At 67.1% G+C, this 22272-nt stretch carries 23 protein-coding genes; 18 read left to right on the top strand and 5 right to left on the bottom strand.

The annotated features are described in order from the left end of the window. Positions 1-4: 4 nt before the first annotated feature. The 8 genes from fabA (at position 5) to BLT03_RS19090 (ending at position 8228) form a co-directional block, all read left to right on the top strand. Positions 5-544, top strand: coding sequence for a 3-hydroxyacyl-[acyl-carrier-protein] dehydratase FabA (fabA, locus tag BLT03_RS19125; protein WP_092745352.1), 540 nt, complete (start codon positions 5-7; stop codon positions 542-544). After that, positions 541-1767 (top strand): beta-ketoacyl-ACP synthase I, encoded by a 1227-nt coding sequence (fabB, locus tag BLT03_RS19120; RefSeq protein WP_092745351.1) that lies wholly within the window; start codon positions 541-543, stop codon positions 1765-1767. The genes fabA and fabB overlap by 4 nt, the downstream gene beginning before the upstream one ends. A 266-nt stretch (positions 1768-2033) precedes the next feature. Next, a complete protein-coding gene (gene glyQ, locus BLT03_RS19115) occupies positions 2034-2975 on the top strand; it encodes a glycine--tRNA ligase subunit alpha (RefSeq protein WP_092745350.1) in 942 nt (313 codons plus the stop codon). A gap of 32 nt (positions 2976-3007) precedes the next feature. Further along, entirely contained in the window at positions 3008-5194 is a 2187-nt protein-coding gene (gene glyS, locus BLT03_RS19110; RefSeq protein ID WP_092745349.1) for a glycine--tRNA ligase subunit beta, read from the top strand. 56 nt (positions 5195-5250) lie between these two features. Beyond that, positions 5251-5841: a D-glycero-beta-D-manno-heptose 1,7-bisphosphate 7-phosphatase gene (gmhB, locus tag BLT03_RS19105; protein WP_092745348.1), complete on the top strand. Its 591-nt coding sequence runs from the start codon at positions 5251-5253 to the stop codon at positions 5839-5841. 75 nt (positions 5842-5916) lie between these two features. Beyond that, entirely contained in the window at positions 5917-6663 is a 747-nt protein-coding gene (locus BLT03_RS19100) for a lysophospholipid acyltransferase family protein (RefSeq protein ID WP_092745347.1), read from the top strand. Next, positions 6663-7697, top strand: coding sequence for a M48 family metallopeptidase (locus BLT03_RS19095; protein WP_245711462.1), 1035 nt, complete (start codon positions 6663-6665; stop codon positions 7695-7697). The genes BLT03_RS19100 and BLT03_RS19095 overlap by 1 nt, the downstream gene beginning before the upstream one ends. Positions 7698-7772: 75 nt before the next feature. After that, the gene (locus tag BLT03_RS19090) at positions 7773-8228 is read left to right on the top strand and encodes a rhodanese-like domain-containing protein (protein WP_245711461.1); all 456 of its coding nucleotides are present in this window, start codon (positions 7773-7775) and stop codon (positions 8226-8228) included. Between the two features lie 102 nt (positions 8229-8330). Here BLT03_RS19090 and lysM read toward each other — a convergent pair whose 3' ends face one another. Further along, positions 8331-8813, bottom strand: a complete 483-nt coding sequence (gene lysM, locus BLT03_RS19085; RefSeq protein ID WP_092745345.1) for a peptidoglycan-binding protein LysM — start codon at positions 8811-8813, stop codon at positions 8331-8333. A gap of 202 nt (positions 8814-9015) precedes the next feature. On the opposite strand from lysM, the gene BLT03_RS19080 reads away from it, so the two are divergent. After that, a complete protein-coding gene (locus BLT03_RS19080) occupies positions 9016-9807 on the top strand; it encodes a type III pantothenate kinase (RefSeq protein WP_092745344.1) in 792 nt (263 codons plus the stop codon). Positions 9808-9833: 26 nt separating this feature from the next. On the opposite strand, the gene BLT03_RS19075 is transcribed toward BLT03_RS19080, so the two are convergent. The 3 genes from BLT03_RS19075 to BLT03_RS19065 form a co-directional block, all read right to left on the bottom strand. Continuing rightward, positions 9834-10610 carry a tetratricopeptide repeat protein gene (locus BLT03_RS19075; RefSeq protein WP_092745343.1) on the bottom strand — a complete coding sequence of 259 codons (777 nt, stop codon included), beginning with the start codon at positions 10608-10610 and terminating at the stop codon, positions 9834-9836. A gap of 36 nt (positions 10611-10646) precedes the next feature. Beyond that, positions 10647-11315, bottom strand: coding sequence for a TetR/AcrR family transcriptional regulator (locus tag BLT03_RS19070; protein WP_092745342.1), 669 nt, complete (start codon positions 11313-11315; stop codon positions 10647-10649). Positions 11316-11481: 166 nt separating this feature from the next. Then, positions 11482-12030 carry a phasin family protein gene (locus tag BLT03_RS19065; protein ID WP_092745341.1) on the bottom strand — a complete coding sequence of 183 codons (549 nt, stop codon included), beginning with the start codon at positions 12028-12030 and terminating at the stop codon, positions 11482-11484. A 211-nt stretch (positions 12031-12241) separates the two neighbouring features. On the opposite strand from BLT03_RS19065, the gene rfbB reads away from it, so the two are divergent. The 4 genes from rfbB to rfbC all read left to right on the top strand — a co-directional run bounded on the left by rfbB (position 12242) and on the right by rfbC (position 15757). Continuing rightward, positions 12242-13327 (top strand): dTDP-glucose 4,6-dehydratase, encoded by a 1086-nt coding sequence (gene rfbB, locus BLT03_RS19060; protein WP_092745340.1) that lies wholly within the window; start codon positions 12242-12244, stop codon positions 13325-13327. After that, entirely contained in the window at positions 13324-14214 is an 891-nt protein-coding gene (gene rfbD / locus BLT03_RS19055) for a dTDP-4-dehydrorhamnose reductase (protein WP_092745339.1), read from the top strand. The genes rfbB and rfbD overlap by 4 nt, the downstream gene beginning before the upstream one ends. 24 nt (positions 14215-14238) lie before the next feature. Further along, positions 14239-15123 (top strand): glucose-1-phosphate thymidylyltransferase RfbA, encoded by an 885-nt coding sequence (rfbA, locus tag BLT03_RS19050; RefSeq protein WP_092745338.1) that lies wholly within the window; start codon positions 14239-14241, stop codon positions 15121-15123. Between the two features lie 88 nt (positions 15124-15211). After that, positions 15212-15757, top strand: a complete 546-nt coding sequence (gene rfbC, locus BLT03_RS19045) for a dTDP-4-dehydrorhamnose 3,5-epimerase (RefSeq protein ID WP_092745337.1) — start codon at positions 15212-15214, stop codon at positions 15755-15757. A 27-nt stretch (positions 15758-15784) separates the two neighbouring features. On the opposite strand, the gene BLT03_RS19040 is transcribed toward rfbC, so the two are convergent. Continuing rightward, entirely contained in the window at positions 15785-17674 is a 1890-nt protein-coding gene (locus tag BLT03_RS19040; RefSeq protein WP_245711460.1) for a hypothetical protein, read from the bottom strand. 214 nt (positions 17675-17888) lie between these two features. Between BLT03_RS19040 and gspE the strand changes: the two genes are divergently transcribed. The 5 genes from gspE to BLT03_RS19015 are packed head-to-tail and all read left to right on the top strand — an operon-like array spanning position 17889 to position 22259. Beyond that, positions 17889-19631 (top strand): type II secretion system ATPase GspE, encoded by a 1743-nt coding sequence (gene gspE, locus BLT03_RS19035; RefSeq protein WP_092745335.1) that lies wholly within the window; start codon positions 17889-17891, stop codon positions 19629-19631. Then, positions 19624-20895, top strand: a complete 1272-nt coding sequence (locus BLT03_RS19030; protein ID WP_092745334.1) for a type II secretion system F family protein — start codon at positions 19624-19626, stop codon at positions 20893-20895. The genes gspE and BLT03_RS19030 overlap by 8 nt, the downstream gene beginning before the upstream one ends. A 28-nt stretch (positions 20896-20923) precedes the next feature. Next, positions 20924-21379, top strand: coding sequence for a type II secretion system major pseudopilin GspG (gene gspG / locus BLT03_RS19025; protein WP_092745333.1), 456 nt, complete (start codon positions 20924-20926; stop codon positions 21377-21379). Between the two features lie 26 nt (positions 21380-21405). Then, complete coding sequence (locus tag BLT03_RS19020; RefSeq protein WP_092745332.1) at positions 21406-21852, top strand: GspH/FimT family pseudopilin; 447 nt, start codon at positions 21406-21408, stop codon at positions 21850-21852. Then, complete coding sequence (locus BLT03_RS19015; protein WP_092745331.1) at positions 21849-22259, top strand: PulJ/GspJ family protein; 411 nt, start codon at positions 21849-21851, stop codon at positions 22257-22259. Before BLT03_RS19020 ends, BLT03_RS19015 begins: the two co-directional genes overlap by 4 nt. The last annotated feature ends 13 nt before the right edge of the window (positions 22260-22272 follow it).

Here is a 22272-nt window from a genome sequence, read left to right as displayed (position 1 = left end):
GACAATGGCTGATTCCTTTTCCTATGAACAACTGATCGCCTCTGGCGAAGGCAAGCTGTTCACCCCTGACAGCGGACGACTGCCGCTGCCGCCCATGCTGATGTTTGACCGCATCACGCACATCGACAGCGATGGTGGGGCACACGGGCTGGGGAAAATCCGGGCCGAACTCGACGTGCGCCCCGACCTCTGGTTTTTCGACTGCCACTTCCAGGGCGATCCGGTCATGCCGGGCTGCCTGGGGCTCGACGCCATGTGGCAGCTCATCGGCTTTTACCTCACCTGGCTGCAACTGCCGGGCCGGGGCCGCGCCCTGGGCGCGGGCGAAGTCAAGTTCACCGGCGAAGTCGGCCCGAACGTGAAGCTGGTCACCTACGAAATCGACATCAAGCGCGTGATCAAGCGCAAGCTGGTCATGGCCATCGGCGATGCTCGCCTCCTGGCCGACGGCCAGGAAATCTACGCGGCCAACGACCTGCGCGTGGGCCTCTTCAAGCGTGAAGACGGGAAGGACGGATCGCCCGCAGCGGGAGCCACGGCATGACCATGAAGAAGCGCGTCGTCATCACGGGTGCGGGCATCGTCTCGTGCATCGGCAATGACCAGCAGGCAGTGACCACGTCGCTGCGTGAGAGCAAATCCGGCATCCGCGCGATGCCCGAGTTCGCCGAAATGGGCCTGCGCAGCCAGGTGGCCGGCGCTCCCCAGATCGATCTGGACGCCCTCATCGACCGCAAGCAGCGCCGTTTCATGGGCGATGCGGCGGCCTATGCCTACCTGTCGCTCAAGGACGCCATCGCCCAGTCGGGCCTGGCGCCCGCGCAGGTGTCGCACCCGCGCACCGGGCTGATCATGGGTTCGGGCGGCGGCTCGCCGGCCAACCAGATCGAAGCGGCGGACACGCTGCGCTCCAAGGGCATCCGCCGCGTGGGGCCCTACCAGGTCACGCGCTGCATGGGCTCGACCGTGTCGGCCAACCTGTCCACGGCGTTCGCCATCAAGGGCATCAATTTCTCCATCACCTCGGCCTGCAGTACGTCCGCGCACTGCGTGGGCGTGGCGGCCCAGCAGATCGCTTTCGGTCTGCAGGACGTCATGTTCGCGGGCGGCGGTGAAGAGCTCTCCTGGGGCCTGGCCACGCTGTTCGACGGCATGGGCGCCATGTCGGCCAAGTTCAACGACACGCCCGAGTCGGCCTCGCGCCCCTACGACGCGGACCGCGACGGCTTCGTGATCGCCGGCGGCGGCGGTGCGCTGGTGCTGGAAAGCCTGGAGCATGCCCAGGCCCGCGGCGCCACCATCCTGGGTGAAATCGTCGGCTTCGGACTGTCGTCCGACGGCGAGGACATGGTCGCCCCCTCGGGCGACGGCGCCATCGCCTGCATGCGCCAAGCCATCGCGGAAGCCGGCGGCGGCACCATCGATTACGTGAACACGCACGGCACCTCCACCCCGGTGGGCGACCTGCCCGAGCTCCGCGCGCTGCGCGAAGTGTTCGGCGACGCGGTGCCACCGTTCTCGTCCACCAAGTCGCTCACCGGCCACTCGCAGGGCGCGACGGGCGTGCAGGAAGCCATCTACTGCCTGTACATGCTGCAGGGCGGGTTCATCGCGGGCTCGGCCCACATCGAGAACCTGGACCCGGCCGCCGAGGGCATGCCCATCGTGCGCACCTCTCGCGATGCCGAACTGACCACCGTGCTGTCCAACAGCTTCGGCTTCGGCGGCACCAACGCCAGCCTGGTGCTGCGCCGCTGGTCCGAGTGATCGACGCGCGATGCGCTCCCAAGAGCGCCATCGCATCAAAAATGATAGCTGCCAGCGCTTGTCCAATAAGCGCTGGCAGCTATTTTTATTAAAAGGCACTGCGGTGGCGCTGGGCCGAAACGGCGCGGCCCTCGGCCCGTGGGCAGCGGCTTCGCACCGCCCTTGGCCGGCATGCCGGGCATGGCTCGTAAAATCGAACGTTTTGCGCGCCCCTGCGTGCAAACCCCCTCTACCAACCGCATGGCCCCGCCATGCCAGACACACGCATGTTGACCTTCCAGCAAATCATCCTGAAGCTGCAGTCGTACTGGGCTGAACAGGGCTGCGCACTGCTCCAGCCCTACGACATGGAAGTGGGCGCCGGCACCTCGCACACCGCCACCTTCCTGCGGGCGCTGGGGCCCGAGCCCTGGAAGGCCGCCTACGTGCAGCCCAGCCGCCGCCCCAAGGATGGTCGCTACGGCGAGAACCCCAACCGCCTGCAGCACTACTACCAGTTCCAGGTCGTCTTGAAGCCGGCGCCGGCCAACATTCTGGAGCTGTACCTGGGATCGCTCGAAGCGCTGGGGTTCGACCTGAAGAAAAACGACATCCGCTTCGTGGAAGACGACTGGGAGAACCCCACGCTCGGCGCCTGGGGCCTGGGCTGGGAGGTGTGGCTGAACGGCATGGAAGTGACGCAGTTCACGTACTTCCAGCAGGTCGGCGGCATCGACTGCAAGCCCGCCACCGGCGAGATCACCTACGGCCTGGAGCGTCTGGCCATGTACCTGCAGGGCGTGGACAACGTTTACAACCTGACCTGGACCGATGGCCTGAGCTACGGCGACGTCTACAAGCAGAACGAGGTGGAGCAGTCCACCTACAACTTTGAGCATTCCGACGCCGACTTTCTCTTCACCGCTTTTAACGCGCATGAAAAGCAGGCCCAGCACCTGATGGAGCAGCAGCTCGCCCTGCCGGCCTACGAGCAGGTGCTCAAGGCCGCGCACAGCTTCAACCTGCTGGATGCGCGCGGCGCCATCAGCGTGACCGAGCGCGCGGCGTACATCGGCCGCATCCGCAACCTGGCCCGTGCCGTGGCCAAGAGCTACCTGGACAGCCGCGCACGGCTGGGCTTTCCGATGGCGCCCAAGGAATGGGCCGCCGAGGTGCTGGCCGACCTGGCCAAGGCCGAGCAGCAACAACAGCAGAAGAAGGCGGCCTGAGGCACGCACGCGCAGCAGGAACACAGACCACCATGACCCATCCGAATCTTCTCGTTGAACTGTTCGTCGAAGAACTGCCCCCGAAGGCCCTGCAAAAGCTGGGCGACGCCTTTGCCGGCGTGCTGTTCGAGCAGCTCCAGGCCCAGGGCCTGGCCGCGCCGGGCGCCCGCCTGACGGCCTATGCCTCGCCGCGCCGCCTGGCCGCGCACATCACCGAAGTCGCGCCGCAGGCCGCCGACAAGGCCGTGTCGCAAAAGCTCATGCCTGTCGCCGTGGGGCTGGATGCCGCCGGCAACGCCACGCCCGCACTGCTGAAGAAACTGGCCGCGCTGGGGGCCGACGCCTCCGCCGTGGCCACGCTGCGCCGCGTGCCGGACGGCAAGGCCGAAGTGCTGTTCCACGACAGCACCGTGCGCGGCGCCACGCTGTCCGAAGGCCTGCAAAAGGCCCTGCACGAATCCATCGCCAAGCTGCCCATCCCGAAGGTGATGCGCTACCAACTGGCCTCCGGCTGCGAGCAGCCCGGCTGGACCAGCGTGAGCTTCGTGCGCCCCGCGCACGGCCTGGTGGCCCTGCACGGCACCGAGGTGCTGCTGTCGGTGAAGGCCCTGGGCCTGACCGCGGGCAACATCACGCACGGCCACCGCTTCGAAGCCGCGGTGGACCCGGTCGTCGTCACCAGCGCCGACAGCTACGCGCAGCAACTGGCCGAGCAGGGCGCCGTGATCGCCAGCTTCGCCGAACGCCGTGCCGAGATCGTGCGCCAGTTGCAGGCGGCAGCCGCGCGTGTGGGCGGCGGTGTGCGCCCGATCGAAGACGATGCGCTACTCGACGAAGTGACCGCGCTGGTCGAGCGTCCCAACGTGCTGATCTGCGAGTTCGAGAAGGAGTTTCTCGGCGTGCCGCAGGAGTGCCTGATTCTCACGATGAAGGCCAACCAGAAGTATTTCCCGCTGCTGCAGGCCGATGGCCGGCTCTCGCACCAGTTTTTGGTGGTGAGCAACATCACGCCGGCCGACGCCAGCGCGGTGGTGCAGGGCAATGAGCGCGTGGTGCGCCCCCGCTTGGCCGATGCCAAGTTCTTCTTCGACCAGGACCGCAAGAAGACGCTGCTGTCGCGCGTCGAAGGCCTGTCCAAGGTGGTCTATCACAACAAGCTGGGCACGCAGGGCGAGCGCGTGGAGCGCGTGCGCGCCATCGCCAAAGCCATTGCGGAGCAACTGTTCGCCGGCATCGGCGAGCACAACACCGACCTGGATTCGGCCGAGGGCGAGATCGCCCGCGACTACCTGCTGTCGTGCGTGGACACGGCCGCGCTGCTGTCCAAGGCCGATCTGGTCACCGACATGGTGGGCGAATTCCCCGAGCTGCAGGGCGTCATGGGCGGCTACTACGCCGCCAACGACGGCCTGGCGCATGAGGTGGCCCATGCCATCGAAGACCACTACAAGCCCCGCTTCGCGGGCGACGACCTGCCGCGCGAGAACGTCGGCGTCATCGTGGCCATGGCCGACAAGCTGGAAACGCTGGTCGGCATGTTCGGCATCGGCAACCTGCCCACCGGCGACCGCGACCCGTTCGCGCTGCGCCGCCACGCGCTGGGCGTGATCCGCATGCTGGTCGAGCGCGAACTGCCGCTGGACCTGGAAACCCTCGTGCGCAGCGCAGTGCCAGCCTTCGGCAGCAAGATCGAAGACGCCTCCGTGCCCCTGGCCGACTTCATGTACGACCGCCTCGCCGGCAGCCTGCGCGAGCAAGGCTACAGCGCACAAGAGGTCGATGCCGTCATCGCCCTGCGCCCGCAGCGCCTGTCGCTGGTTCAAAAGCAATTGGCCGCCGTGCGAGCCTTTGCCGCGCTGCCTGAAAGCCCGGCCCTGGCCGCCGCCAACAAGCGCGTGGGCAACATCCTCAAGAAGGCCGAAGTGGCCGGCCCCGTGGACCCGCACGTCAACCCCGGCCTGCTGCACGAAGAGGCGGAGAAGAACCTGTACGCCGCACTGCAGCGCTTCGTGCCCGAGGCCGATGCGCAGTTCGACGCGGGCGACTACACCGGCAGCCTGCAGACGCTGGCCGTGCTGCGTGCGCCCGTGGACGCGTTCTTCGACGACGTGATGGTCAACGCCGAAGCGCTGGACCTGCGCCTGAACCGCCAGGGCCTGCTCAAGCGCCTGCACCAGGCCATGAACCGCGTGGCCGACCTGTCGCGCCTGGCGGCCTGAGGTCGGCCGGTGGCTCTGGTAGGCTGGCGCAGACTTCCAACAGGCGCTCCCTCCCCATGAAAATCGCCATCCTCGACCGCGACGGCACGCTCAACCCCCTGGGCGAGAGCTTCATCGCCTCGCCCGAAGAGTGGACCCCGCTGCCCGGCGCGCTGGAGGCCGTGGCGCGGCTCAACCATGCCGGCTGGCACGTGGTCGTCGCCACCAACCAGCCCGGGCTGGGGCGTGGATTGTTCGACGTGCTGGCGCTCAATGCCATCCATGCCAAGCTGCACCGGCAACTGGCCGCGGTGGGCGGGCGCATCGACGCGGTGTTTTACTGCCCGCACGCGCCCGACGACCAGTGCGCCTGCCGCAAGCCGGCGCCGGGGCTGATGGAACAGATCCGCGACCGCTACGGCATGGAAGGCGACGAAGTGCTGGTGGCCGGCAATTGCATCGAGCACCTGCAGGCCGGCGCCGCCATCGGTGCGCGCCTGCACCTCGTGTGCACGGGCCAGCCGGTGCCGGTGGCCCCTGGCGAAGCACTGCCTGCGCCGTGGCCCGAAGGCACGCAGGTGCATGCCAGCCTGGCGGACTTCGCCGACCATGTGGCCGGGCAGTCCGCCACCGCCGCCGCGGCACCGGGCTTGAACCTTGCCGTCTGATGCTATTGAATGAATAGCTGCCAGCGCACGTCCACGTAGCGCTGGAGCCCGAAAACACTCTTTTCCCCGATTGCCATGGCCCTGATCCGTTCCATTCTCCATCTGCTCTGGATGGGCGTCACCGTGGTGCCCTACACGCTGCTCATCCTGCTGGTGCGCCTGTTCGGCGCCAACAGCCGCACGCGCTACCGCATCGCGCGCGCCTGGCTCAAGCTCAGCACCGACGCGGCGCGCGTCATCATGGGCATCCGCACGCGCATCACGGGCATGGAGCACCTGCCCACCGATCCCGGGCAGGGCGTGGTGCTGCTGGTCAAGCACCAGTCCACCTACGAGACCTTCCTGATGCCGGCGATCATGCCGCGCCCCCTGGCCTACGTGTTCAAGAAAGAGCTGCTGTACGTGCCGTTCTTCGGCTGGTCCATCGGCAGCCTGGACATGATCCACATCGACCGCGGCCAGCGCGCCCGCGCCTTCGTGAAGGTGCTGCAGCAGGGCCGCGCGCTGCTGTCCAAAGGCACGTGGGTAATCATGTTTCCCGAAGGCACGCGCGTAGAGCGTGGGCGCAAGGGCCAATACAAGAGCGGCGGCACGCGCCTGGCCATCGAGGCCGGCGTGCCGGTGGTGCCCATCGCCGTCACCTCGGCCAAGGTGTGGCCGCGCAAGGCCTTCATCAAGCGGCCGGGCACCGTGGACGTGTCCATCGGCCGCCCCATCCCGACCGAAGGCCGCAAGCCCGACGAGTTGATGCGCGAGGTCGAGGCCTGGATCGAAAACGAAATGCAGCGCCTCGACCCCGAGGCGTATCCGACGAGGCGGTGATGCAGCGGCTGGTGCAGCTGGCGCTCGATCTCTTCGGCGGCCCGGCCCCGGCCGATCCGCCGCAGCCTGCGCCTGAGCCTCGGCAGAGCGGTTCCAAGCAAAAACAGGCGGGTACCGGCGATTTCATTGCCGGAGATGCTATTAAATCAGTAGCAAAAGACGGTCAAAAGCGCGGACCGGTCGTGGCGCCGCCAGCACCCGCCAAGCCCGCGGCTTCTCCCTCCGCATCGCCATCGCCACCGGCTCCCGCCGCCCCTTTGGGCACGCTGCTGTCACCTGCGATCTTTCGCCACCCCCGCGCCAGCCGCGAAGTGCTGCTGGGCGATGCCCTGGTGGCTTATGCGCTGCAGCGCGCCCGGCGGCGAACCATCGGCTTCACGGTGGGGGCGGATGGGCTCTCGGTGCGCGCGCCGGGCTGGGTGACGCTGGCGGCGGTGGACGCGGCGCTGCAGGAAAAGTCCGCGTGGATTCTGCGCAAGCTCGGCGAAGCCCAGGCCCGCCAGCAGCGCGTGGAAGGCTCGCGCATCGCCTGGGGCGACGGTGCCGTGCTGCCCTACCTGGGCGAGCCGCTCACGGTGGTGCTGGACCCGACGCACGGCTTTCGCGGCACGGGCGGCGCGCTGGTCGAAGGGCCGGAGGGCCAGCGCCAGTTGCACATCGGCCTGGCGCACACCGCCTCGCCCGCCCAGGTGCGGGATGCCGTGCAGGCCTGGCTCATGCGCGATGCCCGCCAGCGCTTCATCGCGCGGCTCGACCATTTCGCGCCGCTCCTGGGCGTGCGCTGGAAAAGCCTGCGCCTGTCCAGTGCCCAGACCCGCTGGGGCAGCGCCCGCGCGGACGGTTCCATCCGCTTGAACTGGCGGCTGCTGCACTACCGCCCGGCCATCATCGATTACGTGGTGGCCCATGAGCTGTCGCACCTGCGTGTGATGGACCACAGCCCCCGCTTTTGGGACACCGTGCGCACCGTCGTGCCCGACTACGCCGACCTGCGCGGGCGCCTGCGCGACGAGCCCGCGCCGCCCTGGGATTGACGCCGCGGCAAGCCCCTGACGGCAGTGCTTGAAAACCCGTACGGCCCCACTGCGGGTGCTGACAAAATGCCGCGCATGACTTCCAACGCTTCTTCCTCTTCCTCCGCTTCCTCCTCGGTTCCGGAGGGTCCGCAGCCGGCCGAAGGCTATGCGGGCGACGTGTCGCCAGAGCTGGCTTGGCAATGGGTGCAGTCGGGCCAGGCCGTGCTGGTGGATGTGCGCACCGACGCCGAGCGCGACTGGGTCGGCTTCGTGCCCGGCGCCGTCGCCGTGCCCTGGAAGCACTGGCCTGGCATGGTGCCCAACCTGCAGTACGACGCTGCGATCCTCGCCGCCGTGCCCCCGGGCCGCCAGGCCGTGCTGCTGTGCCGCAGCGGCGTGCGCTCGGTGGCGGCCGCGCGGCGGGCCACGGAGCTGGGGCTCAAGGCGTACAACATCCTGGAAGGCTTCGAAGGCGACGCCGACGAGAACGGCCACCGCAACCTGAAGGGCGGCTGGCGCCTGCGCGGCCTGCCTTGGCGCCAGGGCTGAGCGCCTGGGCTGGCCACTGACGGGCACCCATCTGTCAACATGCCGCCATGAAAAACGGGCCCTTGCGGGCCCGTTCGGGAAGGCGATTGATGGCGCCGAGGGTCAGAGCGCGGGAATGCGCAGCTTCTGGCCGGGGTAGATCTTGTCGGGGTGCGTCAGCATGGGCTGGTTGGCTTCGAAGATCTTGGGGTACTTGTTGGCGTCGCCGTAGAACTTCTTGGCAATGGCCGAGAGGGTGTCGCCGCGCACCACGTCGTGGTACTGGGCTTCGGGCTCAGGGTTGGTGACGGTCATCTGGTTGTCGACGCTGGTCACGCTGGCGACGTTGCCGCAGCACAGGGTGACCTTTTCCTTGGCGGCCTGCGTGGGCGCTTCGCCCTTCACGGTGACCTTGCCCTCGGGGCCGGCGAACGCCACCTGGACGTTGCCCACGCCGAGGTTCTGCGACGCGATGTAGGTCTCGATGGCCTTGCCCGCCTTGGCGTTCAGTTCGTCCTGCGTCGGCGCTGCGGTGGTGGCTGCCTGGGCATCCTTGCCGCCGAACAGTTTTTCACCGGCTTCCTTGATGAAGCTGAAAAGTCCCATGTGCTGGCTCCTTGAATGGTCTGTGGATCGGACCGGCCACTGTAGTCCCTCCAACGGCAGAGCGCCTGTCGGACAGCCGCCCGAAGGGCTTTGCGCGCGGCCCATCGCTCTGGCCGGCGCCCCGTATGCGCCGGGCTGGCGCCCTGCCGCGCAGGTGTCTCCTGCAAGAAAGTGCGGTTTGTAAAACTCGTGATAATCCCGCATGACTTTTCTGGCCATCGACGTCGGCAACACGCGCTTGAAATGGGCGATGTACGACGCTCCCCAGCCGGGCGCCGCTGTGCTCGCCCACGGCGCTGAATTTCTGGACAACATCGAACGGCTGGCGGAAAGCTCGTGGGCCGGGCTGCCCGTGCCCGAGCGCATGCTGGGCTGCGTGGTCGCCGGCGATGCCGTGCGCCGCCGCGTGATGGAGCAGATGGAACTGTGGGACGTGCTGCCGCTGTGGGTGGTGTCGTCCGCGCAGGAAGCGGGGCTGGTCAACGGCTACGACCATCCCACCCGGCTGGGCTCGGACCGCTGGGTGGCCATGATCGGCGCCCGCCACCGGCTTCTCGAACAAGGCCCGGCACGCCCGCTGATCGTGGTGATGGTCGGCACCGCCGTGACGGTCGAGGCCATCGATGCGGAGGGCCGATTCCTGGGCGGGCTGATCCTGCCCGGCCACGGGATCATGCTGCGGGCCCTGGAAACCGGCACCGCGGGCCTGCATGTGCCCACGGGCGAAGTGCGGCTCTTTCCCACCAACACGAGCGATGCGCTCACGAGCGGAGGCACCTATGCCATCGCTGGCGCGGTGGAGCGCATGGTGCAGCACGTCACGCAGCACTGCGGCGAGCCGCCGGCCTGCATGATGACGGGCGGCGCGGGCTGGAAGATGGCCCCCAGCATGACCCGGCCGTTCGATCTGGTCGAAAACCTCATCTTCGACGGCCTGCTGGCCATCGCCGCGCAGCGGTTCACCGAAAGCATTCCCGACCGCGAGCGCCGTTAGTCGGCTCGCCGGCCGTTCGCCCGCAGTCAGCCTTCGGCGAGTTCGATCTGGGCCAGCTCCACGCCGAGTTGCTCCAGCGCATCGGCCGGCTGGGTGGCGGCCGCCTCTTCATACAGGCGCGTGGCATCGTCCATGCGCTGGTCGCCCTCCAGGATGAGCAGTGCGTTCGCATACTCGATCTTGCCGATCACCGACTCCGGGTGGATGGCGAAGGCTTCCTCGAAAAGCCGCAGGCTGCTGGCCTTGCGCGCGCCATAGGTCATGCTGCCCACCATTTCGCCGACCTTGTCGATGATCTCGGCATGGAACACCGCCAGCGCCAGCCGCGCATCGGCATGGCCGGGCGATAGCACGATGGCCTGTTCGAGCGACTTGCGCACGCGGCTGCCCAGGCCCTGCGCCATGGCCTTGGCCACGCTGATGCCCTGGCTGTAGCGGCCGATCGCGTAGGCATGCCAGAACCAGGCGTTGGGATTGGCCGGCTCCGCGCGCATCTGTTCAGCGGCCCGCTCGGCCGCTTCGGTCAGCAGCGCCAGGCGGCGGTCTTCGTGCGGCTCCAGGTAGTTCGCGTAGACGATGGTGGCCTTGTTGGCCACCGTGATGCCTGCGCCGCCCGCGGCCAGCCCGGCATGCGCCGCCTCTTCGAAGGCGCCGCGGTGAAAGAGCACCCAGGCATCCATCACGGGGCCATCGTCCGGACAGGGTTCGGCATCGCCCGCATGCAGGCGGCTCCATTGGCTGCGCACCGAAGCGGCCGTGAAGGGAAAGGCGTCGGAGGTCGGGAAGGGCGTCCAGGGCTTCACGGCGTGGCTCCTCGGTGATGGATCGGGCGGCATCGGTCAGGCGGCCACGGCCTGGGCGGTGTAGGCGCCGCTCAAGGCCTGCAGGTGATCGCGCTGGCTTTCCTCCAGGTAGGGCATGAGCAGGTCCAGCACGTGGTGCGCGCCCCGCAGCAGCGCACTTTGCGCGCTTTCGGGCTCCAGCGCTTGCCGCGGGTTGCTCACGTATTCGAAGCTGAGCCAGTACGTCAGCACCACGACCATGCTGGTCGCCATGGAGCCGGCATCGCGGGCGCCCAGGCGTAGGGCGCCCGAACGCTCCATGCCGCTCAGCACGGCGCGCAAGGCGTGGGTCTTGCGCGTGAGCAGGGTCTGGAAGTGGGTTTCGAGCCGACGGTTTCGGGACAGCAGATCGTTCAGGTCGCGGTACAGGAAGCGGTACTGCCAGATCAGCTCGAACAGCGTGTGCAGGAAGAACCAGGCGTCCTCCACGTCGCGCACGCTCTCGGCCGCGTCCAGCAGCTCGTTCAGCGCTGCTTCGTAGCGGGAGAACAGCACGTTGACCAGCTCGTCCTTGGCCGGATAGTGGTAGTACAGGTTGCCGGGGCTGATGCCCAGTTCGGCGGAAATCGCCGTGGTCGACACGTTGGGCTCGCCGAAGCGGTTGAACAGCTCCAGCGTGGACTCCAGAATGCGCTCGGCAGTGCGGCGCGGCGCTTTTTTCACCATATCGGCGGCCTCCCAGGCGTGGGTGGTTGTCTCTTTCAACCACTCTAACCGAGGTGGCCCGCCCGCACGGTGTTGCAGTGCATCATGCAAGGGATAGGCAGCCCTTTGGGATGGCGTGCCGGATGGCGCGTTGGCCAGCCCGCAGGCTGGCCAAGCCGGAGCGGCGTCAGTCGGCCGGCGGCTTTCCGGCGCGGGGGCGCGCGGCGGCGGTCTTGCGGGCCGCGGTGGCACGGCCGGTGGCGGGCTTGGCCGCGCCGCGCTTGGCGGCAGGGCGCGGCGGCGCGGCCTGCGCGTTGGTGGCGGCCTCCAGCGCCTGGGTGAGGGCGTCGATGCGCTCGTGCAGCGCCTGCACCTCGCGGGCGGTGGGCACGCCCAGCCGGGCCAGCGCCTTGGCGACGCGGTCTTCGAAGATCGTCTCCAGCTTGTCCCACTGGCCGGCCGCGCGCGTGCCGAACTCGCTGGCCGCGCTGGTCATGCGCTCGGCCGCCTCGGACAAGCGTTCCTGCGCCGTGGACTGGGTCTTGCGCTGCATGGCCGCGCCTTCCTTGACCAGCGCTTCGAACACCTTGCCGCCTTCCTGCTGCGCTTTCGCGAAGGCGCCCAGGCCCGCCAGCCAGATCTGCTGTGCGGAGTCGCGCGCCTTGTTGCGGTACGAGTCGCTGGCGGTGGAATCGGTGTCGTCCGGGGCGTCGGGGTTCTTGGAAGATCGGGGCATGGGCGGTTCCTTCAGGGGGCTTCAACGGCGCCGCGCGGGTTCCGGCGGCATCGGCCTGACTTTACGTGCGCCCGCCCGCGCTGTGTAGTGAGCCGCCACTAAACCGCATCCCAACGCCGTATGGGCGGCTGCAGCTGGTTACGGGGCCTGGGCGTGCGATGGGATAATCCGCAGCTTTGCCACTGCGGCGCCTCGAGCGACCCCCTTTCCCATGATTCTCGTCACCGGCGGCGCGGGCTTTATCGGCGCCAACTTCGTTCTGGACTGGCTGGCTTCGGGCGACGAACCCGTGGTCAATCTGGACAAGCTCACGTATGCAGGCAATCTGCAAAACCTGGCGAGCGCGCAGGGCGACAGCCGCCATGTCTTCGTGCAGGGCGACATCGGCGACGCGGCGCTGCTGCAAAAGATCTTCGCCGAGCACCGCCCCCGGGCCGTCGTGAACTTCGCCGCCGAGTCGCATGTGGACCGGTCCATCCATGGGCCGGAAGATTTCATTCAGACCAACGTGGTCGGCACCTTCCGCCTGCTGGAGGCCACGCGCCAGTACTGGCAGGCGCTGCCGGAGGGCGAAAAGGCCGCGTTCCGCTTCCTGCACGTGTCCACCGACGAGGTGTACGGCACGCTGTCGGCCGGCGACCCGGCCTTCGCCGAAACGCACGCCTACGAGCCCAACAGCCCCTATTCGGCCAGCAAGGCGGCCAGCGACCACCTGGTGCGCGCCTGGCACCACACCTACGGCCTGCCGGTGCTCACCACCAATTGCAGCAACAACTACGGGCCCTATCACTTCCCGGAAAAGCTCATTCCTTTGATGATCGTGAACGCCCTCGCGGGCAAGCCGCTGCCCGTGTATGGCGACGGCATGCAGATCCGCGACTGGCTGTACGTGAAGGACCACTGCAGCGCCATCCGGTGCGTGCTGCAGGGGGGCGCTCTGGGCGAAACCTACAACGTGGGCGGCTGGAACGAAAAGCCCAACATCGAGATCGTGCGCACCGTCTGCGCGCTGCTCGACGAGCTTCGCCCACGCGCCGACGGGCAGAGCTACGCAACGCAAATCCACTACGTGCAGGACCGCCCCGGCCATGACCGGCGCTACGCCATCGACGCCCGCAAGATCGAGCGCGAACTGGGCTGGAAGCCTGCCGAGACCTTCGAGACCGGCATCCGCAAAACGGTGCTGTGGTATCTCGAAAACCCCGAATGGGTCGCCGCGGTGACGAGCGGCGCCTACCGCGACTGGGTGCGCACGCAGTACCAGGCCGCCCCCGACACCTTGGCAGCCAGCGCATGAACATTCTTCTTTTCGGCAAGGGCGGCCAGGTCGGCTGGGAGCTGCAGCGCAGCCTGTCGGTGCTCGGCACCGTGACCGCGCTGGACCACGACAGCACCGAACACTGCGGCAACTTCGCCGATCCGGCGGGCATCGTGGAGACCGTGCGGGCGCTGCGCCCCGACGTCATCGTGAACGCCGCCGCGCACACCGCCGTGGACAAGGCCGAGAGCGAGCCCGAATTGGCCCGCACGCTCAACGCCACCACGCCGGGCGTGCTGGCCCAGGAGGCCGCGCGCATCGGCGCCTGGCTGGTGCACTACAGCACCGACTACGTGTTCGACGGCAGCGGCAGCCGCCCCTGGGTGGAGGGCGACATGCCCGCGCCGCTGTCCGTGTACGGCAGCACCAAGCTGGAGGGCGAAACGCTCATCCGGGAAAGCGGCGCCCGCCACCTCATCCTGCGCACCAGCTGGGTCTACGCGGCACGCGGCGGCAACTTCGCCAAGACGATGCTGCGCCTGGCCCAGGAGCGCGAGCGGCTGACCGTCATCGACGACCAGTGGGGCGCCCCGACCGGCGCCGATCTGATCGCCGACGTCACGGCGCACGCCATCCGCCACCTGCAGCAACGCCCCGAAGATGCGGGCCTGTACCACCTGGTGGCCAGTGGCGAGACCAATTGGCATGCGTATGCAAAATACGTGCTGGCGCAAGCGGCACTAGGGAGTGGTGCTATAAAAATAATAGCAAACGAAGTCGTGGCTGTGCCGACGAGTTCCTTTCCCACGCCGGCCGTGCGCCCGCACAATTCGCGGCTCGACACCCGCCGGTTGCAGTCCACCTTCGGGCTGGTGCTGCCGCACTGGCAGACGGGCGTGTCGCGCATGCTTGCCGAAATCCTTTAGCCCCAGGCCAGAGAGAAAGCACCCATGACCGCACGCAAGGGCATCATCCTCGCCGGAGGTTCGGGCACCCGCCTGCACCCGGCCACGCTCGCCATCAGCAAGCAGTTGCTGCCGGTGTACGACAAACCCATGATCTATTACCCGCTCAGCACGTTGATGCTGGCGGGCATCCGCGAGATCCTCGTCATCAGCACGCCCCAGGACACGCCGCGCTTCGAGCAGCTGCTGGGCGATGGCAGCCAGTGGGGCATCCAGCTGAGCTATGCAGTGCAGCCCAGTCCCGACGGGCTGGCCCAGGCTTTTCTGATCGGTGAGGAATTCCTGGCGGGCAGCCCCAGCGCGCTGGTGCTGGGCGACAACATCTTCCATGGCCACGATTTCGAGGACCTGCTGCGCAGCGCCCTGCGGCGCGAGGAGGGCGCCAGCGTGTTCGCCTACCACGTGCAGGACCCCGAACGCTACGGCGTGGCCGAGTTTGATGCCCAGGGCAAGGTGCTCTCCATCGAAGAAAAGCCCAAGGCCCCGAAGTCCAGCTACGCGGTCACGGGGCTGTATTTCTACGACGCGCAGGTGGTGGAACTCGCCAAGCGCCTGAAGCCGTCCGCACGTGGCGAACTCGAAATTACCGATCTGAACCGCCTGTACCTGGAGCAGGACGGGCTGCATGTCGAGATCATGGGGCGGGGCTATGCCTGGCTCGATACCGGCACGCATGAAAGCCTGCTGGAAGCCGGGCAGTTCATCGCCACGCTGGAGCACCGGCAGGGGTTGAAGATCGCCTGCCCCGAAGAAATCGCGTGGCGCAACGGTTTCATCGACGATGCGCAACTGGCGCGGCTGGCGCAGCCGCTGAGCAAGAACGGCTACGGCCAGTACCTGCAGCGGTTGCTCAAGGAGCCCCGCGACTAGCGGCACCGGCGGGCGCTGCGCTGTCCTGGCGCCGAGCTGTGCGGTTTTTTTCCGATCTGTTTCCCCTTCTTTCGCTGTTGGTCCATCCATGAACGTCATTCCCACCCGCATCCCCGACGTCGTCGTCATCGAACCCAAGGTGTTCGGCGATGCGCGCGGCTTCTTCTTCGAAAGTTTCAACCAGCGCGCGTTCAATGAAGCCACCGGAACGCAGCATGCGTTCGTTCAGGACAACCACAGCCGCAGTGCCCGCGGCGTGCTGCGCGGCCTGCACTACCAGCTCCGGCAGCCCCAGGGCAAGCTCGTGCGCGTGGTGCGTGGCGCCGTGTTCGATGTGGCGGTGGACTTGCGCAAAAGCTCGCCCACGTTCGGCCAGTGGGTCGGCGAAGAGCTGAGTGAAGACAACCAGCGCCAGATGTGGGTGCCCCCCGGCTTCGGCCACGGTTTCGTGGTGCTCAGCGAAAGCGCGGACTTTCTCTACAAGACCACCGATTACTACGCGCCCGAACATGAGCGCTGCATCGCCTGGAACGACCCCGCCCTGGCGATCGACTGGCGCTTCGAAGGCGAACCCAGCCTGTCCGCCAAGGACATGAAAGGCCTGCCGCTGGCGCAGGCCGACGTCTTCGCCTGAGGGCGCCCGGCCGGCCTTGCAGCGGTATTAAGGCTTGGCCGGCTCCAGCGCCTGCTGCACCGCGCGGTAGAGGCGGTCGGAGCCGAACTTGGCGTTGTCCGGGTCGAACGAGAACATGTTGTGTCCCCGCGGCACCAGGGCGCCGTTCCAGCGCGGCTCGGCGAAGAACGACAGGAAGTCGGCGCCATGCTTGGCATGCGCATCGAAGACGCGCCGCAGCGATGGGCCATCCATGGCCTTCAAGGGGTGGAATTCGGTGATGCCGTAGCGGCGGTGGCCGCTCTGGCCCAGCCAGTCGAAGTACGAATGCCCGTAGGTCGGCTCGCCATAGAGGCTCACGCCCAGGCGCATGTCGCCCAGCGGCTGCAGCGAGGCCTGGATCGCAAACTTGTTTTCATCCCACCCCGGGTTCGTGAACGGCACGATCTGGTGCGTGTAGCGCGGCATGTCGGCCAGGCACGAGCGGGCCACTTGCGCGTCGAAATACCGGAGATAGTCCACCACCTGCTGCGCGCGGAACGCGTGCCACAGGGGCACCAGCGGGTTGTAGTAATACGAAGACACATCCCGGGGTGTGTCGATGTGGGCCTGCACGGCGGGGCCTGCGGGCGTGCTGGAAGGCAGGGCCGCCTGCGGCAGCCGCTGCGGCGTGCTCTGCTGCCGGTCCATGATGGCCACGTCGCGGCGGCCCAGGTTGGCGAGGGCGCCAGGCCGGGTTTCCAGGAAGATGTCCAACTGGTGCAGCCCGGCCGGTAGCTGCCGGAAGTCCAGGTCCCATCGCCAGCCGGTGTTGGCGTCCCCGAACTCCGGCTTGGCCGCCAGCACATCCTGCCGGCTCAGGCGCACCGGTGTCTTGCCGGCGAATTGGCCGTTGCGGTAGAGGTGAATCCACGCAGGCTGCTGCGGGTCGGCGCCTTCCACATGGGCCCAGCCCGAGATCGGGAGGCTGCCTTGTGCGAACGCGTCGATGTGCTCGGTGTACCGGCGCAGGGGCTCGGTCCGGATGTCGCGGGAGGGTGGTTCGACCTCGGCAAACGTGGCGTAGTCGCCACCGACCGCCCGGTTGAACGCTTCGATGCTGCCGAACCGGCCTTGCACATAGCGGCGGAAACCCTCCACCGAGACTGCGCTGTAGTCGGTCACGCGATAGGGCCCGTCGAACCCCATGCCCGCCTGGAAGTTGGGGAACAGGTGGTGCAGTTCCCCCAGCAGCGTGACGCCCCGGATCTTCGCGCGGTCTTGCGCCGGGAGCTGGCAGGTGGCGTCCAGCACGGCCTGCATCGCCTGGGCGCGCCGCTCGGTCAGAGTGTTGCGCGTGGTGGCGAAGGTCCAGTTGAAGACCTTGGAGTCGTAGTAATCGTCGGTGCCCAGCGGGCCATCGCGCGTTTGGCCCATGTTGGCCGGGTCCGCGGCCAGAGCGGCTTCGATCGGTGCCTGCGCCGAAAAATGGGTGGAGAACAGGTAGAGGATCACGGGCCGGGGCGTGTCCCGCATCGTGCGCACCAGGCGCCCCACCTTTTCATCGTCGATGCGCCAGGCGCCGTCCGCGTCCTGCTTGAACAGGCGAAGCAGCGGCACCGGCAGGGTGTAGCCGAGGACTTCCCTCGATGAAGGCTGCGCGCTGGGCTGCAGGGTCTTCAGCGTGAATTCGACCAACGCCGCTGCGGACCCTTGCGGGCCCTGGCAGCGCTCGGCGAGGTCCTGCAGCCCGGCCGGCAATGCTTCGGGTGCGAGCACGCACGGCTCGATGACGCTGACCATCGGCGCCAGGAGCAATTTGGTGCTGCCCGGCTGCGGAGAGGGCGCAGGCGCTTGTTGCTTCAAGAGCGCCACGCCGCCCGCACCGGCCAGGAACAGGCCGATGGCCGCCAGGGCCATGGAGGCGTGCAGGAAGGTGCGGCGAGGAGGTCTTTGCATGGGCGGCAAGCAGCAATCGCTGGAAAATCAAAAGTCGGCCCGACTGTAAGCGAATGCACTGCGTTGCCCTTGGAACGGCTGGGATCTCATACAAAGGCATGCCCTTCAGCGAGCCCGTGGGAAGGCCGCCGCGGCTACACTTGGAGACCACCGCGCGCACGGCCAGGCCCGCATCGCAACGCAGCGCCGCTCCCCGCGAGCTTTCTACACCTCCATGACGACGAACACCCTTCCCGACCGCATCGAACCTCTGGCAGACACGCCGCCAGCGCCTCGCCCTCCGCTGGGAGAGCTGCTCGTTCAGTCGGGCAAGTTGAGCGCCCGCGATCTGGACCGCGCGCTTTCCGCCCAGCAAGAGATGGGCGGCCTGCTGGGCCGTGTGCTGGTGCGTCTGGGGCTGGTGTCAGAGCTGGACGTGATCCAGTCGCTGTCGCACCAGCTGGGCATTCCCATCGTGCCGGCGGCCGAGTTTCCAGAGTTGATGCCCGAGGTGGAAGGGCTGCTGCCTGAATTTCTGCACGCCAACAGCGTGTACCCGCTGCAAGTCAGCGAAGGCCGGCTGCACGTGGCCATGGCCGTTCCCCAGGACCCTTTCGTCGTCAAGGCGCTGCATCTGGCGACCGGGCACGTGGTCGTTCCGCACCTGGCCCTGGACAGCGACATCGAAAAGGCCTTGTCCCAGCCGGTGGTGGAGCAGGGCGAAGAAGGTGACGAGTCGGACGACGGTTTCGGCGATGGTTCCGATGGCGGCGATTTCGTCGAGCATCTGAAAGACCTGGCCAGCGAGGCGCCGGTCATCCGCCTGGTGAACGTCATCATCGGCCGCGTGATCGATCTGCGTGCTTCGGACATTCACCTTGAGCCGTTCGATGACGGCCTGCACGTGCGCTACCGGGTGGACGGTGTGATCCACGCCGGCGAACTGGTACCCCCGCGCCTGAGCGCTGCCGTGAATTCGCGCGTCAAGCTGCTGGCCCACTTAGATATCGCCGAGCGCCGCTTGCCGCAGGACGGACGGATCAAGACGCGCGTGAAGGGCCGTGAGCTCGATCTGCGGGTGTCCACCGTGCCCACCGTGCACGGCGAAAGCGTCGTGATGCGGGTGCTGGACCGGGCCAGCGTGCGGCTGCAGCTGGAAACCATGGGTTTCGAAAAGGACACGCTGGAGCGGTTCAACGGCCTGCTCGCGCGCCCGCACGGAATCTTGCTGGTCACCGGCCCGACGGGCTCGGGCAAGACCACCACGCTGTATGCGGCCCTGTCGAAGATCGATGCAGATTCCAACAAGATCATCACCGTGGAGGACCCGGTCGAATACCAGTTGGAAGGCATCAACCAGATCCAGGTGCATCCCCAGATCAACCTGACCTTCGCCAATGCGTTGCGCTCCATCCTGCGGCAGGACCCCGACATCATCATGATCGGCGAAATGCGCGACGGAGAGACGGCGCAGATCGCGGTGCAGTCCGCGCTCACGGGCCACTTGGTGCTCTCCACGCTGCACACGAACACCGCCGCAGGCGCTGTGATCCGGATGAAGGACATGGGCGTCGAAGGCTACCTGATCACTTCTGCCGTCAACGGCGTGCTGGCGCAGCGGCTGGTGCGGACGCTGTGCAGCCACTGCAAAGAGCCCTACGATCCCGGCGAAGAGTTGCGCCAGAGCACCGGGCTGTCGCGTTTCAGCGGCGTGGGGCAGGCGATCTACCGGGCGGTGGGATGCGATCAATGCCGTGGTTCCGGCTACCGGGGCCGGACCGGCATCCATGAACTCTTCGTGCTGGACGAGCCGATGCGCCGCGCCATCATCGAGGGCCGAGACGCCAACGCGCTCAATGCCCTGGCGGCGGAAGGCGGCATGCTCAATCTTTATGAAGACGGACTGCGCAAGGTGGCCGCCGGCGTGACGACCATCGACGAACTCGCCCGCGTGACCCAGGACCAAGCCGATGCCTGATTACGTCTGGCGCGCCGCTGCCGCCTCCGGCAAAGTGGTCGAGGGCCGGCTCAGCGCCGTCACCGAAGCCCAGGCCCTCAAGCAATTGCGTGCGCAGGGGCTCACTCCTCTGAGCATCGGTGACTCGGCCACTTCGGCTGGAGCCAGTTCGGGCAGCGCCATGGGCGCTGCCTCGGCCAACGAAGCGATCGGTGCCGCCGCCGTGCCCAAAGGGCGCGCCGGCAAGGGGCCGGTAAAGGCCGCGGATGTGCTGGCGCTCACGTCGGAGTTGTCCATCATGCTTCGCGCCGGCCTGGCCCTGGACAATGCGCTGCGCGTGCTGATCGACATGAGCTACAAGCCCAGCATGGCCTCGCTGCTGCAAGGCATCCTGGATGCGGTCAAGGGCGGCACGCCGCTCAGCCGTGCGCTGGCGCAGCATCGCGATCTGTTCGGCGATTTCTACATCAACATGATCCGCTCGGGCGAGGCCAGCGGGCAGATGTCGTCGGTTCTGGAGCGGCTCGTGGAGCACATGGAGCGCCAGCGCGCACTGCGCGACAGCGTCATCTCCGCCACCATCTATCCGGCGATTCTGTTGGGTGTGGCCGTGCTGTCGCTCATTGCCATGCTGGGCTTCGTGGTGCCGCAGTTCGAGAAACTGTTCACCGACATGGGCGACGCGTTGCCGATGCCCACCCAGATCGTCATGGCGCTGGGCCATGCCTTCACGCGCTACGGGCTGTTCATCGGCATCGTGGCGCTGGGGCTCGGCCTGATGGTGCGCCGGTGGGTGGCGTCTCCGGCGGGGCGGCAATGGTGGCAGGCGCGATTGCTGAAGCTGCCGCTCATGGGGCGCCTGGCCCTGAAATATCAACTGACGCTGTTCTCCCGGTCCCTGGGCACTCTGCTCGGCAATGGGGTTCCCATGCTGACGGCCTTGCACATCGCAACTGAAACCGTGAGCAACACCGTGTTGCAGCAGGCCCTCTCCCGTGTCGCTCCTATCGTGAAAGAGGGGGGCAAGGTCGTTCAAGCCGTGTCTGCGACGGGCATCTTCGAACCGCTGGCGATCAACCTGATCCGCGTGGGTGAGGAAACCGGCCGCATCGGCCAGATGATGATCGAGCTCTCCAATATATTGAACCGCGAAGTCGAAACCGGTATCAAACGCCTTCTCACTCTGGTGGAGCCTGTGCTCATTCTGGTGCTGGGTATCTTGATCGCCGCCATCATTGTTTCCATCCTTCTCGGGATCCTGTCCATCAATGACCTCGCCGTATAATTTTTGTTTGTCCAAGGAGTCTCTTTCCATGGCGCATTCCCGTGCTGGCCGCTCCTGTGGCACCCCTATGCAACGCAAATCCGCCCGCGGTTTCACGCTGATCGAACTGCTGGTCGTCCTGGCCATCCTGACGCTGCTCGCTGGCCTCGTCGGCCCCCGTGTGCTGAACCAACTGGGCGGCGCCAAAGCCAAAACGGCGGGCGTGCAGATCGCCGATCTGGACAAGTCGCTCGAATTGTTCAAGCTCGATGTGGGCCGCTATCCATCGACCGAAGAAGGCCTTGAAGCCCTGGTCAAGCGCCCCGGCTCGGTGAATGGCTGGACGGGTCCCTACCTCAAGGGCGGCGTGCCTTCCGACCCATGGGGCCATCCTTACCGCTATGCGAATCCCGGTCCGAACGGCGGCATCGAGATCCTGTCGCTCGGCTCCGACGGCGCGCCCGGCGGCGAAGGCGAAGCGGCCGACATCCGCAACACGCCCTGACCGACTTCATCCCCTGCCGTTCTGCCATGCGGCGCGAGCGCGGCTTTACGCTGGTCGAATTGCTGGTCGTGTTCGCCATCCTGGCGCTCGTGATCGGCTTGGCGCCGCTGGCTTTCGAGCGGCTGCGCGACTCTGCGCAGTACCGCGACACGGTCCGCACGATGTTGAGCCAGATGCGCGCAGCCCGGTTCACCGCCATGGCGGAGGGGCGCGAGGTCCGCTTTTCCGTGGATCTGAAAAACCGCATGTACGGCAACGACTCGGCGTTGAAGCCACTGCCTGAGCCGCTGCAGTTGCGCGCCATCGTTGCGGGTACCGAGTTGAGTGGGCAAAGCCAGGCAGCCATCCGTTTTCTTCCCGGAGGAGGCGCGACGGGGGGCAGCATCGAGATTCTGCGGGCACCCGGGGTGGGGACTCGCCTGCGAGTGGATTGGCTGTCCGGGCGTGTGACCCAAGAGGCCCTCACCCAATGATGCAGCGCAGGCACCGTCACCAGCGGGGGCTGACCTTGCTGGAGCTTTTGGTGGCTTTCGCCATCATGGCGCTGTCGCTGGGCATGCTCTATCGCGCCATGGGAAGCAGTGCCCGCAGTGTCGGGGATGTCGATCGCTACCAGCGCGCGGTTGTCTTGGCCGAATCGTTGCTTTCCCTGCGCGACGCGATTCCGGAACAAGGGCTGAACCAGTCCGGGGAGTCTGCTGGCTACCAATGGCGTCTGACCACAGCGCCCTATGCCACGGAATTCAACGGCCCGGCCATCCCCCCTTTGCATGAAGTGAACATCGTCATCTCCTGGTCGGATGGCGTGCGACTGCGCAATTTCGAACTGAGCACCTTGCGACCGCAACGCAAGCCGCTTGAACCGGGGCGTGGGCGATGACGATCAGGATTCA

The organism is Paracidovorax valerianellae (assembly GCF_900102625.1).
Classification (GTDB): domain Bacteria; phylum Pseudomonadota; class Gammaproteobacteria; order Burkholderiales; family Burkholderiaceae_C; genus Paracidovorax; species Paracidovorax valerianellae.
The sequence above is the reverse complement of the archived record's forward strand: the minus strand, read 5'-3'. Positions and strand labels throughout refer to the sequence as shown.